Source organism: Williamsia sp. Y721 (genome assembly GCF_059683565.1).
This window is the reverse complement of record NZ_JCASNH010000004.1, coordinates 278,529-293,633: the sequence shown is the minus strand read 5'-3', so window position 1 is coordinate 293,633 and position 15,105 is coordinate 278,529. Positions and strand designations below refer to the sequence as shown.

Annotated in this window: 14 protein-coding genes and 1 pseudogene; 6 read left to right on the top strand and 9 right to left on the bottom strand. The window is 60.9% G+C overall.

Annotation, left to right across the window (positions count from 1 at the left end; translation table 11 throughout):
* Positions 1 to 71 precede the first annotated feature (71 nt).
* The 3 genes and pseudogenes from AC56PL_RS20855 to AC56PL_RS20845 all read left to right on the top strand — a co-directional run bounded on the left by AC56PL_RS20855 (position 72) and on the right by AC56PL_RS20845 (position 3,059).
* Entirely contained in the window at positions 72 to 2,069 is a 1,998-nt protein-coding gene (locus AC56PL_RS20855) for an NAD(P)-binding domain-containing protein (protein ID WP_495518176.1), read from the top strand.
* Positions 2,070 to 2,119: 50 nt separating this feature from the next.
* Positions 2,120 to 2,272, top strand: a pseudogene (locus AC56PL_RS20850) (nuclear transport factor 2 family protein); the annotation flags it as partial.
* A gap of 10 nt (positions 2,273 to 2,282) precedes the next feature.
* Positions 2,283 to 3,059 carry a glucose 1-dehydrogenase gene (locus AC56PL_RS20845; RefSeq protein ID WP_497155041.1) on the top strand — a complete coding sequence of 259 codons (777 nt, stop codon included), beginning with the start codon at positions 2,283 to 2,285 and terminating at the stop codon, positions 3,057 to 3,059.
* A gap of 142 nt (positions 3,060 to 3,201) precedes the next feature.
* On the opposite strand, the gene AC56PL_RS20840 is transcribed toward AC56PL_RS20845, so the two are convergent.
* The 3 genes from AC56PL_RS20840 to AC56PL_RS20830 are packed head-to-tail and all read right to left on the bottom strand — an operon-like array spanning position 3,202 to position 6,166.
* Positions 3,202 to 4,077: an oxygenase MpaB family protein gene (locus AC56PL_RS20840; protein WP_497155040.1), complete on the bottom strand. Its 876-nt coding sequence runs from the start codon at positions 4,075 to 4,077 to the stop codon at positions 3,202 to 3,204.
* On the bottom strand, positions 4,074 to 6,002 hold the full coding sequence (locus AC56PL_RS20835; protein ID WP_497155039.1) for a linalool dehydratase/isomerase domain-containing protein: 1,929 nt from the start codon (positions 6,000 to 6,002) through the stop codon (positions 4,074 to 4,076). Before AC56PL_RS20835 ends, AC56PL_RS20840 begins: the two co-directional genes overlap by 4 nt.
* Positions 5,999 to 6,166: a hypothetical protein gene (locus tag AC56PL_RS20830; protein WP_495518180.1), complete on the bottom strand. Its 168-nt coding sequence runs from the start codon at positions 6,164 to 6,166 to the stop codon at positions 5,999 to 6,001. The genes AC56PL_RS20835 and AC56PL_RS20830 overlap by 4 nt, the downstream gene beginning before the upstream one ends.
* 123 nt (positions 6,167 to 6,289) lie before the next feature.
* Here AC56PL_RS20830 and AC56PL_RS20825 point away from each other — a divergent pair, with 123 nt between their 5' ends.
* Together AC56PL_RS20825 and AC56PL_RS20820 are read left to right on the top strand one after the other, a co-directional pair.
* The gene (locus AC56PL_RS20825) at positions 6,290 to 6,943 is read left to right on the top strand and encodes a TetR/AcrR family transcriptional regulator (protein ID WP_497155038.1); all 654 of its coding nucleotides are present in this window, start codon (positions 6,290 to 6,292) and stop codon (positions 6,941 to 6,943) included.
* The gene (locus AC56PL_RS20820; protein ID WP_497155037.1) at positions 6,936 to 7,319 is read left to right on the top strand and encodes a hypothetical protein; all 384 of its coding nucleotides are present in this window, start codon (positions 6,936 to 6,938) and stop codon (positions 7,317 to 7,319) included. Before AC56PL_RS20825 ends, AC56PL_RS20820 begins: the two co-directional genes overlap by 8 nt.
* A gap of 69 nt (positions 7,320 to 7,388) precedes the next feature.
* On the opposite strand, the gene AC56PL_RS20815 is transcribed toward AC56PL_RS20820, so the two are convergent.
* Entirely contained in the window at positions 7,389 to 8,861 is a 1,473-nt protein-coding gene (locus AC56PL_RS20815; protein WP_497155036.1) for an aminotransferase class V-fold PLP-dependent enzyme, read from the bottom strand.
* Between the two features lie 414 nt (positions 8,862 to 9,275).
* On the opposite strand from AC56PL_RS20815, the gene AC56PL_RS20810 reads away from it, so the two are divergent.
* Positions 9,276 to 9,416 (top strand): hypothetical protein, encoded by a 141-nt coding sequence (locus AC56PL_RS20810; protein ID WP_497155035.1) that lies wholly within the window; start codon positions 9,276 to 9,278, stop codon positions 9,414 to 9,416.
* Positions 9,417 to 10,212: 796 nt separating this feature from the next.
* Here AC56PL_RS20810 and AC56PL_RS20805 read toward each other — a convergent pair.
* The 5 genes from AC56PL_RS20805 to AC56PL_RS20785 form a co-directional block, all read right to left on the bottom strand.
* Positions 10,213 to 11,364, bottom strand: a complete 1,152-nt coding sequence (locus AC56PL_RS20805) for an acyl-CoA dehydrogenase family protein (RefSeq protein WP_497155034.1) — start codon at positions 11,362 to 11,364, stop codon at positions 10,213 to 10,215.
* A gap of 218 nt (positions 11,365 to 11,582) precedes the next feature.
* The gene (locus tag AC56PL_RS20800) at positions 11,583 to 12,728 is read right to left on the bottom strand and encodes a thiolase C-terminal domain-containing protein (protein WP_497155033.1); all 1,146 of its coding nucleotides are present in this window, start codon (positions 12,726 to 12,728) and stop codon (positions 11,583 to 11,585) included.
* A 3-nt stretch (positions 12,729 to 12,731) separates the two neighbouring features.
* Entirely contained in the window at positions 12,732 to 13,133 is a 402-nt protein-coding gene (locus AC56PL_RS20795; protein ID WP_482137739.1) for a Zn-ribbon domain-containing OB-fold protein, read from the bottom strand.
* Between the two features lie 121 nt (positions 13,134 to 13,254).
* The gene (locus AC56PL_RS20790; RefSeq protein ID WP_482137737.1) at positions 13,255 to 13,575 is read right to left on the bottom strand and encodes a hypothetical protein; all 321 of its coding nucleotides are present in this window, start codon (positions 13,573 to 13,575) and stop codon (positions 13,255 to 13,257) included.
* 29 nt (positions 13,576 to 13,604) lie between these two features.
* Entirely contained in the window at positions 13,605 to 15,101 is a 1,497-nt protein-coding gene (locus AC56PL_RS20785; RefSeq protein ID WP_497155032.1) for a class I adenylate-forming enzyme family protein, read from the bottom strand.
* Positions 15,102 to 15,105 lie beyond the last annotated feature (4 nt).

Below are 15,105 nucleotides of genomic sequence, written 5' to 3'. Positions count from 1 at the left end.
GTGCCGAGTCAGCTGTTTCAGCTCGCGATTCCAGATCCGATTCGTCGCGGTGATCAATCGAAAGGACCCTGATGACAACGACTCCCAGCGAGGTCTCCACATCCGCGGAGATCACCCACGATGCGCTGATGTCTGCAATCGATGAAGCCGAGCCCGCCCCGCTGTTGATGTCGATGGTGCACGTAACCGGCGATCTGTCGTTGCTCGATGAGTTCGAGGACAAACTGGCGAAGGCGCAGACGGCACTAAAGGAGGAAGCAACCCGATCGCAGGCCCAACACGGTGCGGGTGCGGGGCCCGCGGCGTTGGCCCCTGGACAGTATCCGGCCGAGGTCGCCGACGAGATACGCGCGCGCGCCAGGCAAGTACTCACCACAGATCTGTCAGCGACGCTCGGAGTCCCCGACTCCGAGCTGTTCGCGCGGATGGCGTCTTTGTGCACGGCCGGCCCGGTGGACGACGAGTTCATCCCCCTCTTGATGGAACAGGCAGGTTTCGAGCTGGACCGCCGTCATGTGCCCGTCACCAAAACACCCCCCACCGACTTCGACGTCATCGTCTTTGGCGCGGGGATGGTTGGGCTGAATGCGGCGATCAAACTGGGCGAAGCCGGATTCGGCTACACCGTATTCGAAGCCCGCGACGACATCGGTGGCACGTGGTCACGGAATATCTATCCCGGCGCCGCGGTCGACACCCCCAGCCACTACTACTCATACTCATTCGAACTGAATCCGGACTGGACCCGCTACTACCCCGCGGGTCCGGAGTACCTCGACTACATGCACGCGGTCGCCGAGAAGTACGACCTGTTACCGAACATCCGCCTGTCGACGAGAGTGCTGTCGGCACAATGGGATGAATCCTGCCAGCGATGGACGGTCGTCACCCAGTCAGCCAACGCTGCCCCGGAGACACATACGGCTGCCGCAGTTGTCACTGCCTTGGGCGTTCTCAACTCCCCGAACATTCCCGATATCCCGGGACTCACTGAGTTCGACGGCACCGTCATCCATACCGCGGAATGGGATCCAGAGCTCGACCTCAAGGGCAAAAACGTCGTTGTAATCGGCACGGGTTGCACTGCAGTGCAGGTCATTCCGAACATCGTCGACGACGTTGCTCAATTGACTGCCGTCGTCCGCAGTCCCCATTGGATAGTGCCGGAAAAGACCGTCGTCAACGAGGTGCCACCGGCCGAGAGGTGGGCTATGCGCCATCTCCCGTTCTTTCAGAACTGGTTTCGACTGAGGGCTTACTGGTTCGTTTCGGACAATTTGTACATGAATGCGCGGATCGATCCGGAGTGGGCCGCGACTCACCTATCGGTGTCACCCAAGAACGACCTGGTCATGCAGGTCTCTCTTGCGTATCTCGAACAGTCGTTCCCGGATCGACCAGACCTGCGTGAGAAACTGACGCCGGACATCCGGCCCTATTCCAAGAGGATTGTCAAAGACCCTGGATTCCTGGAATCTTTGAAGAGAGACAATGTTTCGCTGCACCGGACGTCTCCGCGCCAAGTACACCGGGACGGTATGACGCTCAGCAATGGTGAGTTCATAGCCGCAGATGTCATCATCCTTGCCACCGGATTCAAGGTGGAGTACGCCTCGTACATCGACATCACCGGCCGTCATGGAGAACGGTTGGCCGACAGGTGGAAAGACGGCGACGATCCCCGTGCCTATATGGGCATTCAGATCGACGGATTTCCCAACTTGTTCGTAACCGCAGGACCAAACGCAGCACCGAATCACGGTGCCGGCCATAACATCACCAGCGAAGAGCACGTCCACTACATCGTCGAATGTCTGCAGTATCTGGTTGAAAACGGCTATGCAGCAATGGACGTCAAACCGGAAGCGCTTGCGGAGTACAACCATCGAGTCGACGAAGCGCTGGACAAGACAGTGTGGGCACATCCGGGCAAAGACGCGACCGGCTACTACCGAAACAGCCAGGGCCGTCCCATTGTCCCATGTCCGTGGCGTCTCGTGGACTACTGGACGATGCTTCGGGAACCGCACCCGGAGGACTTGCAGTTCACCCGCCGCGCATCGAATTGATAGGAACATTCTGATTGTGAGGGAGCCAGGTTGATGTTCACCGACAGCAGCGTGGGTTCCTCGACGAATGCGGGCCAAGCCAGCACTTGATCGGGAATGTGCGCATCGATGTCACCGGTGATACCGCGACGAGTCGGAGTTACGTGGCCGACATGCATCTGGGTACCGGCGAGCTCGAGGGCGCTCACCGTCAGACAGTGAAAGGAACACGAAGTGAACAGGTTAGAAGGAAAAGTCGCTATTGTCACCGGTGGCGCACAGGGCATGGGGGCGGCCACAGTCCGGGTGATGATCGAACAGGGCGCCCAGGTCGTCATCGCCGATGTTGCCGAAGATGCGGGTCGAACTCTCGCCGCCGAGATGGGTGATGCAGCGTCGTACTGCAGCTTGGACGTCAGCAACGAATCCGACTGGCAAAGGACACTTTCGCATACTCTGCAGTCGCACGGGAAGGTAAATGTTCTGGTCAACAACGCCGGAATCCAATATTTCGTCGGCGTCGAAGACGTTGTTCCCGAACAGATTCTGCGATTGTTCTCGATCAACATCATGGGTTCGATGTTGGGGGTGAAGACTGTCGCCTCCACCATGCGGGAATCCGGTTCAGGTGTCGTCGTCAATATTTCGTCGCTGGACGGTTTGCGAGGCACCAACGGGATGAGTCCTTATGTGGCCAGCAAATGGGCGGTTCGCGGTCTGACGAAAGCGCAGGCCCTGGAGTTGGGACCGGTGATCCGAGTGGTCTCCGTGCACCCTGGCGGAATCAACACACCGATGGGTAACCCGACCGGCGAAACCGGAGACACGCTCAATGCCGCTTACGCCCGGGTTCCGTTGCGCCGCATCGGCGAACCGCCAGAGGTGGCACGCGTAACCGCGTTTGTCGCGAGCGATGAAGCCAGCTACATGAGCGGCGCTGAAATCGCAGTCGACGGCGGTTGGACCGCCGGGCACTACCATGCCGGCCTACCCGGCGGTCCGGAGCTCTGAAGCCGGCTCTGACAATCGACCGGTCGAAAGTCGACATAGCGAGTGAAGAATCGGCTGCCGACAGCGGCAAGCCTCACCGAACATCTTGTCCGGCGAGGGGCTGGCCATTCTTCAACTGGCAGCAACGGCACCGTCGCTACCGTCAACTGCCGCGCGTCGACCGTCGGTAGCCAACTTCTGACGGCTTTCGCTCGCCGTATTTCCGGACACCAAAGGTCTCGACCATGGATCGGTCGAGGTCGACCAGACGTATCGGAGTGGACCGCGCATAGCCGGCGACTGCCACTCGCGTCGCGAGTTGCAATGCCCGCGAGGGGTGGGGCAAGTCGTGGACGTCGCGAAGATTCGGTGGACAGAAGGCCGCGATGATCTGATCCGCATGCTTCCGCAGGAACCCGGGCAGAACACGGTCCCCAAAGGCGTCGATGAGAGATCTCGCGACGGCGCGACCTTCACTACTCGGTGCAAACTCGCGCTGCTCGTAGGACGATGCCCATCTTTGAAGTCCGTCGCGTGTTTCGGGCACGCCGTGGAGTCCTTGCAGCTCGGCCACCGACCGCCAGAAGTGCCACTGCGCCTCCAATTCTGTTGGAGTGAAGGGCGAATGCGCGAGGTCGGAGGTGATCCGGTGGGGATCGAGAGCGAGGGTCGAGAGCGTGTACAGCGAGTCGTCGTTGCGAATCGGGAAATGTGCGTGAATCTGGTTGAGTCGCTCGATCCACGCTCGTCCGGTCGGGGAAGTCGGTCCGTGATCGAGCAGTTGCCCGAAGAACAGCAGGGTGTCGTCGTTGCGTTGGGCCGGGAACTGCATGATGTCCCCACCTCCGCGGCGGTGCAGAATTCGAGCCATGGTCGGCACCGCAACCTGTTTCATGAACGCGACGGTGAACAGGGCGTAGGTCAGCGCGGGATTGCCGTGCAGGGTCACCAGCGACAGCCTTGCGATTTCGTCGGCATCGGCGACCGGATCCATTTCTTCGATCTGCCGAGACACGAGGTAGCCGGGGCGCAGTGTCATGAGGTCGGCTCGATTCGGACGACGGTGCGTCCCTCGATGTCTAGATCTATTCGGGCGCAGCCGTTGTGGTCTGCATCGACTGTCGCTTCGAGCGATCCCGGCACCGTATACCGGCGGTGCGGCTGGAGTTGATCGACCACCAGCGTTGCGCGAGTGCCGCCATTGCCGGGATAGAGAACAAGGTCCAGTGCCCGGCCATCGGTGACGGCGCGGGCGACGAGAACGTCCGGGTACGCTGCGCTGGCGAGACGGGGGCCCGAAAGCCAATGGCCGGGTAGGCCCGCGCCGATCAAGTCGCGATTGGCCGACGGCCGCGCGAACCGTGAGAGCAGCGAGTACAGGTTGCCCTGCGTGGACAATCCTGCATACCGCGCGACGCCGGCGTGGCATTCGACGTGTTCCTTCTCATCGACGTAAGCGAATGCGGTGTCGGCGATCTCGTTGTCTCCCATCTCGCGCGCTGTCAGCGAGAGAAAGGTTTGGGCGAACGAGTCACTACCGAAGGAGTAATTGCCGGCATCGCATCGGTTGGCCGCTGTCCGCGGGAGGAGAAAACGCTCCCCGTCGAATTCCAACGAGTCCCGTTTCGTCAGCCACCACGCCCGATGGGCCTGATCTGGCAGAAAGGCGTTCATCCAATAGGTCGTGGGGAGACTGACACCTTCGCTCGCCCAGATGTTCCATGACAGCCCCAGGCTCTCGTTACGAACACCGATGAGTTTTCCGTCCGGGCGCGCGAACTCGTCTTGGTACGCACGCGCGATGGCCTCGTCGAGGTCGGCATGAAAGCTCGTACCGTGTAGTCGGTCATGGGCGATGAGGGTGTTGACTCCAAAAGTGTTGCAGACGGGATAGATCCAGCGGGGTTCGCAGGAGAACAGTGTGTACGCCGACCGGTGCATATTGCGGTGGATGGACTCGGCGAGGTCGTGAAAGTCGTGCCGATACTGCTGTCCGTCGGACCAGGTGTAGGTCAGCCCTCCCGGACGCGAGAACCTGCTGTCGCCGAAACTCTCGTACATCCCGACTGCGGCGCCCTGCCACCCGGTCAGCATCACGTTGTCGTTGTTGTTGACCGGATCTCGACCTAGAGACAGTCGTCCCCAGGCATTTTCCAGCGCCCAGTAGCCCCAGACCCGCTTGTCCCCCATTTTCAGGATCGACCTCTCCTGCGCTTCGGCCAGATACCCGGAAAACGCCGGGGTCCGCGTGTAGCGGTACATCGACAGCGCGTAGCCCAAGACGCTGAGCTGATAACGAAGAGCCGCCTCACGGAACTGGTCGCGGCGATCAAAACCGGCGAACTCCGACAACGGTTGCAACGCAAGGTCGAGCGCAAAGCGAAGATGCGCCAGGTCGTCCGCCGAGGCTTCACCGACCGGCGGTTCGGGAGACGACGGCACCGCGGTTTGAAAATACGTGACATCTGCCAATTCGGTGTTCAGAGACCGCGCGATCGCCACCTGATGGCGGTGACGCAGGACGTGCACACCGAACGCAACCACGACCACACCCGGAACCAGGCCGGCGGTGATCGCGATCCAGGTGATCGACAAGTGGGCATGAGAATGAGTGACTGCCGCTTCGAGCAGGAACGCCAGCCATACGATGATCGGGGCGATGACCGCACCAATCATCCACCACACCAGAACAGCGAGCCCGAATGCGGCCAACGCCATCGCCGCGTGCGCGACATGACCCGATGCCAGGTGACCGCCGCCGGGGAACAGCAACCCCATGGCCGCGACGCCGGCCACATGGTTGCCCATGGCTGCGACCAGTAATCCGCCAGTCCACAGAAGGGCGTACACCGCAGCAACCCTGCGGAACTTGCCACGGGTCACCGGCGACAGCAGCGGCCGCGACGGCGGCAACAGACGCGCCGGAACCCACCGACCGGTCCGCAAGGCCGGCGTTGCGCTCATCGCTGGACCGCCACTGACACCGGCAGCTCCGGCGTAACGACCCGCCGTGCGGCAGGCGGCATCGCGGCAACCTGCGAGACCTCCCGCCCCGCCCACGAACCGGCTACGAGGAAGACTTTGCGCAGACCAACCATCAGCAGCAGCAAGATCGTGCAGCACAGCATCCGGACTCCATTCTGAAACCGTATCGTTTCGGTTTCACTTAGGGTAGATCGCACACTGTTTCTTCGTCAACGTGTGGACCTGCACCTGGAACAGTCGACCGCCCGCAATGGCACTATGAGCAGGTGACGCCAACGACCGAGCCGGCTGGGCGGACCTACGGTGGACAAAGCGCCACAGAGCGACACCTATCGCGCCGACACCGGCTGACCGAGGCCGTCCTCGACCTCAACTACGAGAGTGGCATCGAATCGCTGAGTGTGGGGGCGATCTGCGAGCGTGCATCGGTCTCCAAACGGCACCTCTACCTGAGCTTCTCCAATCTCGACGACCTCACCGGCGAAACCCTGACCGACGTGCTCGCGCAGGTAGCCGACCGCATCGCCGCAGCATCCGCGGAACTCGACAGGGACGCACCGAGAGCCCGACTGATCGAAGTCGCCGTCGAAGAAATCCTCACCGCATTCGACGATCCACGGGTCGCACGTCTGTATCTCGAGGCCCCCGGCAACCGCGGGCTCCGCGCAGCACGAGATCACGCGGTGGCCCGTTTCGTCACCCAGCTGCTGACCCTGCTCGCAGGCAACCGGGCCGACGATCCGCGAGCCCAACTCATCGCCCGCGTGCTGGTCGGAGGTACCACCGAGGGGGTAGCGCTCTGGCTGCGCGGCGACGTGAAGCTCGAACGTGCCGAGCTGGTGGCCACACTCGTCACCCTCGGCATCGACGCAGTCGACCGCATTCTCGAACTGAACCCGCAACCTGACGAGCTTGCCTGAGTCGCGCTCGACCGCTCGCCGGGCGAGAGCCCGGCGAACGCCGTGGGCTCAATCGGGTGACTGCGCTCTGACCGGATTGGCCCGCTCCACGTTCTACCGCGTCACCCGCAGCTACCAGCACTATCGGCCGGTCACCGCACCGATACCGCAGAACCAGCGCCACCAACCCGCAGCACTATCGCCCGCCGAACGCGAACGCATCGCAGCTGTCCTAGACGAAGAGAAGAATTCCAATCTGTCTGCGGTACAAACCTATTGGCTTGCCTTCGACCAAGGTGTGATCAGATGTTCGCAACGCACCTTCTACCGCATCGCCGCACCTGGACCACCCAGTTTCTCCCCACCTACGCCACCGAACACCGACACAGCGGCCTGAACTACTACACCCCGCAACCATGGCACCGATTCTCGACGAAGACGCGAAGTGACGTGGCGTCACGATGCATCAGAAGATCGTCACCGCCTCCTTGAGCGCCGACGATAACTGCTCGCACTGGTCGGGGGTGGTCCACGGGGCGACCGTCACACGAATGACGTCACCCTTGTCGACGCCACCACGGCGCACCGTGAGGATGCCCTTTTCATCACGCAGCCACGAGACGATAGCCGTGGATTGTTCCCTGGTGGTGTTGCCCTCGATGCGGAAGGACGTCAACGACCCATACATGGAAGGGTCGTCGGGAGTCAGCACCTGCATACGGTTCAGGCCGGTGACCTCGTTCACCCACAAGTCCCGAAGATATTGGACACGAGCCTGTTTGGCATCCGCTCCGATGGCTTCGTGGACCTCGAGCGCGGCCGGAACTGCCAGATAGTTCGCCGAGTTGGCGGTCCCCGTGTGCACCCTGGAGCGGATATCATCCGGGCCGTTGTCCTCGTCGGCAAGGTCGCGATCGATGTCGCCCAGCCGGTCTTTGCGGATGAACATCGCACCACAACCCAGCGGTGCACCCATCCACTTGTGCAGGTTGAGGCCGACAAATGGCGCCTTGAGGTCCGGCAGGTCGAAGGGGATCTGGCCCCATGAGTGTGCCGCGTCGACAATGACATCTGCACCATGGGATTCGGCCAATTCCGTGATCTCCGCGATCGGCATGACCAGCCCGGTTCGATGCGAGATATGGGTCGCGAGAACCAGTTTCACGGCCGGATACTGTATCAGTGCGGCTCGATAGGCGTCCATGACCGAGTCATGTGTCGCAGGTTCCGGGATGTTCATGGTCCGCACGAGGACTCCGCGACGGTCCTGCAGCCAATTCATCGCATACTGCATCGAGTCGTAGTCGAGGTCGGCATAGAGGACTTCGTCGCCCGGTCGAAGGTTCTTGTAGTTCGTGATGAGCAGTTGCAGTGACTCTGTTGCTCCCCTGGTCAGGGCGATCTCATCGACACCAACTCCGGCGACGCTCGCAACCCGGGCGCGCACAGCTTCGGCGTCATCAGGGTACGAACTCCTCATGTAGTTCGAGTTCGACGTGTTGATCAATAGCGACTTGTCAAAGAATGTGTCCTCGATATAGTTCGCGGCTCGCCCAAAGAACCCATATTCCAAATTGACAATGCTGCCATCGATTTTGTAGTTGCCCCGGACGGCATCCCAGAACCCTTCGTTGGAAGCAAGTTCCTTCAGGTTTTCCGTGGGTCGGTTCGGAATAGAAAACGGGCGCGGACTTCCAGGCGTCCAACCGCCTGCATCTGGAATTTCCCCAGCGCTGGACCCAGCGCACGCGGACGCAGCACCGGCAATACCCACAACCCCAACGGCTCCCAAGAAGCCCCTTCTCGACACACCATGCGACCTACTGATTTCGAACTCCAATTCATCGGTTGACAAAGTACGCAACACACAAATCAACTTATTAGGATTGCAAAGTAACCTTTTCTTGTGACAGACGAATGACCACGAACCCAACTGCATGTGAAGACACAGTGTTCGTTGTCTGCCCACCCTGTCGAACGACCTGCACGCCGGCCCATCCGCACAACCGCAGCCCATCGACCACCCCTACCGGGATGTGCGCTATCCCCTTTATGCGTATGGGTGAAGGTCTCGAGTGGGGACCGCATTGCTGCCCGTCACTGAGCTGGCCGGAAGCCGTCGCACCGTTGTCGATCAGACGCCGCGCCCGAGGTATTCGACCTGCCTCCCGAATCTCTGAAGAAGCGACGTCAACCGCTCGTCAAATCGGGCATCCTCACCTCAGAGGCCGGTGCCCGTGGTGGCTTACAGCCTGGCGAAGTAGCCATCGAAGGTCACATTGAACGATTGTGGTGCCGGCTCCCCAAACTCGACGGCGGCGCCCGAATACCGCTGCACACAAGGCTTGCGGCCTTGCGCAACACCGAGGTTATTCGTTTCCTGGCCTACACCGATTTGCGGTGGGGCGAAATGGCAGCGTTGCGGGTGCAGGACTTCGACATGCTCCGGCGCCGGGTGAACATCTCCAGGAGGGTCACCGAGGCGAAGGCCTGACGTGGTCAGCCCCAAAGACGACTGAGCGCCCTTCGGTGGTGCGGGCCAGAGAAGGTCCGGAAAATCATCCTTGATCCAGTTCGCGATACCCAACACACCCGTCGCAGCGAGCGGGGACTTGTAGACGCGGCCCTTCCGAACGTGGCCAGCCATCGGGCCCGTGTGTTGGTTTGGCTTTGGGACGCTCATGCAGAGAACCTATCTTCCAAGTCTGACGCGGCAGACCCTATCGCCGTCACGTCGACGCGTCCCGGTAGACGAACGAACCTCGCCATCAGCGCAACAAACATCCTCTTCGCGTGGGTGAGGCATGGTCGCCGCCGCGGTTCAGCGCACACTCGGCCTTCACGCCGACGGCACATGTTTCGCCATGGGCGGCCTCCGAGGTCAGTGCGAGGTCGATCGGTGGCAGAGCGTCGGTGAGACTTCCCCACTAGCGCCATCGACCCACGGGGCCGCAGACCGGCCAAGGATTCACTCGTAGCAAATTGACGCCGCCACAGTCACGCCTGCACCGCAGGCGCTGCCCTTCGCTGACACCTACGAGCCCGCGGCACAGTCCGTTCAAGTAATTGGCGAGCGTAATCGATCGCTATTGTGGCGAAATAGCCGGGAAGCCTTGACCACCTTACTAACTCCCAGTGGTCAAATATGCCTGACGCCGAGCACGTGGTTACAGACGTGGTCGACCCGTGCGGCCGAGAAGTCACCAAGCAAACCGCAACCGGTTCACCGCCTCGACATTCTCAGCTGATCTGCTGGCGAGGTGTTCCATACCCGCATGTGACCACCACGTCTACAGAGACCGCGCGATGAGCACCTTCATCACTTCGTTCGCGCCTGCGTAGATCCGCTGAACACGGGCGTCCTCGTACATCCGTCCGATGAGGTATTCGCGCATATAGCCGTACCCGCCGTGTAACTGCACACAACGGTCGACGACCTCACACTGCTTGTCGGTCAGCCAATACTTGACCATCGCAGCATCAGCCGGATCAAGCTCACCGCGCAAGTGCTGCTCGATGCAATAGTCGAGGAAGGTTCGGCAAGTTCGCGCGATTGTCTGGCACTCAGCGAGCTCGAATGCGGTGTTCTGGAAGTCGAAGATGGTTTGCCCGAAAGCCTCCCGCGACTTCGTGTAGCGGACGGTCTCCTCGACCGCACGCTCCATCGCGCCCGCTGCCTGCGCCCCGATGATGAGCCGCTCCTGCACGAGCTGCGCTATCAGCTGCGCAAATCCCTGCCCTTCCGACTCGCCGAGTAGGTTCGACGCGGGCACGCGCACGTCGACGAACGACAGCTCCGAAGTGTCAGCGGCGTGCTGACCAACTTTGTCGAGCACTCGGCCGACCGAAAAGCCCTCGCAGTCACGAAGATCCACGATCAATAGCGATACCCCGTTTGCACGGGCCTTGGGGTCGGTTTTGACCGCGAGCACAATGACATCGGCTGAGGAGCCGTTGGTGATGAAAGTCTTCGAACCGTTGACCACGTACTCGTCACCGTCTCGAATTGCTGTGGTTTTGATTGCTTTGAGATCCGAACCGGTGCCGGGTTCAGTCATGCCGATCGCCCCGAGGATCTCACCGGTCGCCATACCGGGCAGCCATGTCTTCTTCTGCGCCTCGGTACCGTACTCGAGGATGTAGTGCGCGACGATGCCACTGTGCACGGAGACACCGAATGCGAGGTCGCCAGAATAACCCTGGGCCTCGAAGACCGCCAGGTCATGCGCGAAAGTGCCACCGCCACCGCCGTATTCCTCCGGAACCGAACACAGCAGCAGGCCAAGCTTTCCGGCCTCGAGCCACACCTGACGATCAATGCGCCGCTGAGTGTCCCATTTCTCGCATTGCCCCACGACCTCCCGCTCGAAAAAGCCGCCGGCTAGCTCAGACAGCGCCCGAACTTCGTCGGCATGCCAGGACGGAACGTGCTTCTTTACCAATGGATTTCCTCTGTTCGGAGCGCGCGGTTTTGGGATCAAAGCGGCGCGGAGTTGTGCATTCCCCGTTACGGCACGTCTACTCGCCCATAAATCATGCGAAGACGCTCCGCCTCAAGGCAGAGCGTCTTCGCATGAAAGGATCGTTCGGCCAGCCGTTGTCCTCGTGATGGCAGATCGCTGCCTCACTGCACCACCCGATCAGGACAACTCGAACGTAGTCAGTCCCTTGCGAGAATCATGGCAGAGCGCCCGGCGGAAACTAGCGAGTGCTTGGCGTCAGCCACCTGGTTCGCAGCGGTTCCCCGCATTTGGCGAACGGCCTCGGCGATGTTGTTCACGCCATGGATGTAGGCCTCGCCGAGGAGGCCGCCGTGCGTGTTGACCGGTGTCGCACCATCGATGGCAATTCCGCCGTCGGCAATGAAATCTCGAGCCTCACCGCGACCGCAGAAGCCAAACGCCTCTAGCTGATAGAACACCACCGGACTGAAGTTCTCGTAGAGCATCGCTACATCGATATCGCTGGGCTTCAGGCCAGTCGAGTCCCAGAGCAATCGCCCGCAGGTCTCGGCTTCCGGGAAGGTGGCGGTGTCCGGATGGTAGTAGTTGAACATGTTGTCACCGTGAATCATGTTGCCGAGTGTTGCTCCGGCGACCCGAACCACGGGGTGCGGGAGATCCTTTGCGCGGTCCGCGCTGGTGACGACGATGGCAACACCGCCGTCACTCTCCTGGCAGCAGTCCAGAAGGCGAAGGATCGGCTCAACGATCCACCTCGACTTCTGGTGGTCCTCGATGGTGATCGGGCGCCCATAGAAGAAGGCCGCCGGGTTTGTTGACGCGTATTTGCGAGCTTGGACCGAATAGAGCCCGAAGTCTTCGTTCGTCAGACCGAAAGTGTCCATGTACTTCTGGAACCACAGCGAGTAGATCTTCGCGGGCGTGTCCAGTCCATATGGCAGGTACATGTTCATCGACTCGAGTTGGAAGCCCGACGGCTGACCGAAACGTTTGCCCGATCGTTCGTTGAACGCCCGGTAGATCACCACCGAGCTGGCAGCCCCGGACGCCACGGCGGCCGCAGCATGTTGCACGGTCGAAGAAGCGCCGCTTCCGCCGAACGCTGTTCGAGATACCCAGCTGGTCTCCGCGATACCGACGTTCCGCATCAGCGCAAGTTCGTCGGTTTCGTCGTGACTGAAAGTGACCAGTCCGTCGATGTCCGCCGGGTTCAGGCCGGCATCCGCGATTGCGGCCTTGACTGCCTCGGAAGCCAGCTGTAGTTCGCTGCGTCCTGAGTTCTTGGAGTACTCGGTCTGCCCGATGCCTGCGATCGCCGCCTGATTCAAGATTGATTTGTTCACGATTCAGGCCTCATTCTTCTCAATGGCAAACTGCGGCAACGTCACATCGCCGAAGGTGACGAACTCTACGGCCACGCGGACTCCATTGCGGACGTCGTTCACATCATCGGTGACGAGGTTGGAGACGATCCGGATGCCCTCGTCGAGTTCGACGAGCGCGACGATGCGTGAGTTCGTGTCTGGCTCTGTCGGGTGTTTGGAGACGATCCAACTGTGGACAGTGCCGCCCCCGGCCAGCTCTTCGACTGTAAAGTCAAGGCTCTGGCACTCGCCGCACATCGGTGCCGGGGGGTGCTGCAACGTGCGGCACGAATTACATCTATGCGCAACGAGTTTGCCCTCTTTCGCGGCTTCCCAGAAGAACGCGTCGTCCTTCGAAGCCGCGGGCGGAATGACATAGGTCATGTGTAGATGTCCTTTCAACTGCTGCCGTGGCAGCCTTGTGTTCGGTTCACCACCGCAGGCGTACAGGTACGCACGCCTCCAACGGTGGGTATCCGAATGGTTCTCGACCTGCGGCCGAACATCATTCGAAGACGAACACCGTGTGGATTCCGGATTCCATGTATGCAAGAGCCAGATCGAGCGTCAGCGGTTTGGGCCAGAGCCCGTCGATGGACGTGAACATGGCGACACAGCTGAATGCATCGCTTTGGCCACGCAACGTCAACGACACCGGTGGTCGACCCTTCGGAGTGATGGTTGCCGGCGTTGCCCCCACCTCGATCTGGAGTCTCGACCCGGCCGCCGAAAGCAGTTCGAGCGAGCTCATGCCCCCACTGACCGTGAGCGATTCCAGCACCGCAGTGAACCGGCCATCAGCGATGTGTTCCTGATCGACGCCCATACCAACCTCCTGACCGCGCACTGATGCCGTCACGACTTGCTGATGATCTTCTGAAGGACTTCGCGACGAACGATCTTGCCCGTGCCGGTTTGTGGAAGCTCCGGCCAGATCCGGATGTCGTCGGGAGTCTTCGAACTACGAAGCAGCGGCTTCAACCAATCCAACAGATCGCTGGCTTCAAGTGCAGACCCGGGCTGAAGAACCACTGCGGCGCCGATCGTCTGCCCCCATTCGTCATCGGGTACCCCGACGACGGCGCAGTCGGTCACGTCCTCGTGACGAAGGATAACGTCCTCGATTTCGGCCGGCGAGATGTTCTCGCCGCCCCGGATGATCGTGTCATCCATCCGTCCCATGACAAACAGGTAGTCATCCTCGTCAAGGCGCACAAGATCTTTGGTAGGAAACCAGCCGTCGGCATCGATCACCGATGCAAGTCCCACATATTCACCGGAAACCTGCGGTCCGCGGACCCACATCTCGCCGACCTCGCCACAGCCGAGCACCTCGCCGCCGGGTCCACGAACCTGGACGTCGAGCCCTGGCACCAGTTTGCCTGCGGATCCAAGACGATCTCGCAAGGGGCCGCTCGTCGTCGCCGCCGCAGCGCGGTGATCGTCGGGACCGAGAACTGCGATCGTAGAACTTGTCTCGGTCAAGCCGTAGGCATTGACGAAGTTCGCATCCGGGAAGAGCTCGAGTGCGCGTTCGATAACCGGGATCGGCATCCTGGCACCACCGTAGGCCAGATGCCTGACCACCGGCGCCGGCGTCTTCGTCGTGTCGAGATAGTTCACAATCCTCGCCAGCATGGTCGGCACCAACATTGCATTGGTGACACCTTGACTACTGGCAACCTCGACCCAGCCGTCCGGGGTGAATCTATCCAAATAGACGATCCGCCGTCCCGCGTACACATTCGACAAGACACTCGCAACCCCGGCGATGTGATACGGGGGCACGGTCACCAGAGCAGCATCCTCGGCTTCGGCGCTACCGAACTCCACCGATCCGAGGATGTATGCGGCAAGATGGCGATGCCGGAGCATTGCAGCCTTGGGAGCCGCGCTGGTCCCACTCGTGTACAGCAATACGGCCACAGTATCTTCGTCGAATTCCGAAGGCTCGGAGAAGGATTCCTCAACTGTAAGCGCTTTTGACCATGACTCAACCGTGTAGTGAACCAACTGGCTGGGCAGCGTCAGCTCACCCAGATCGTCACCCATCACGATCGTGCCATCGGGCTGATCCTTCAAAAGCTGGTCGAGCTGGGTCGCACCAAGCCGATAGTTCAAGGGTACCAACGGAATACCGGCAGCTGCACAGCCGAAGAAGGACACTGGAAAAACCGGGTCGTTGCCACCGAGGTAAACAACACGCGGCGCCTTGAGTCGCGTGATCAGATCAGCCACCGCCAACGCATCTCGGTGAAGTTCACCGTAGGTCAGTGCGGCCTCGCCGACTGTCACAGCGGCGCGGTCAGGTTCGGTCGCGGCCGTCATCTCTAGCAAGGTGATGATGTTCATTGCA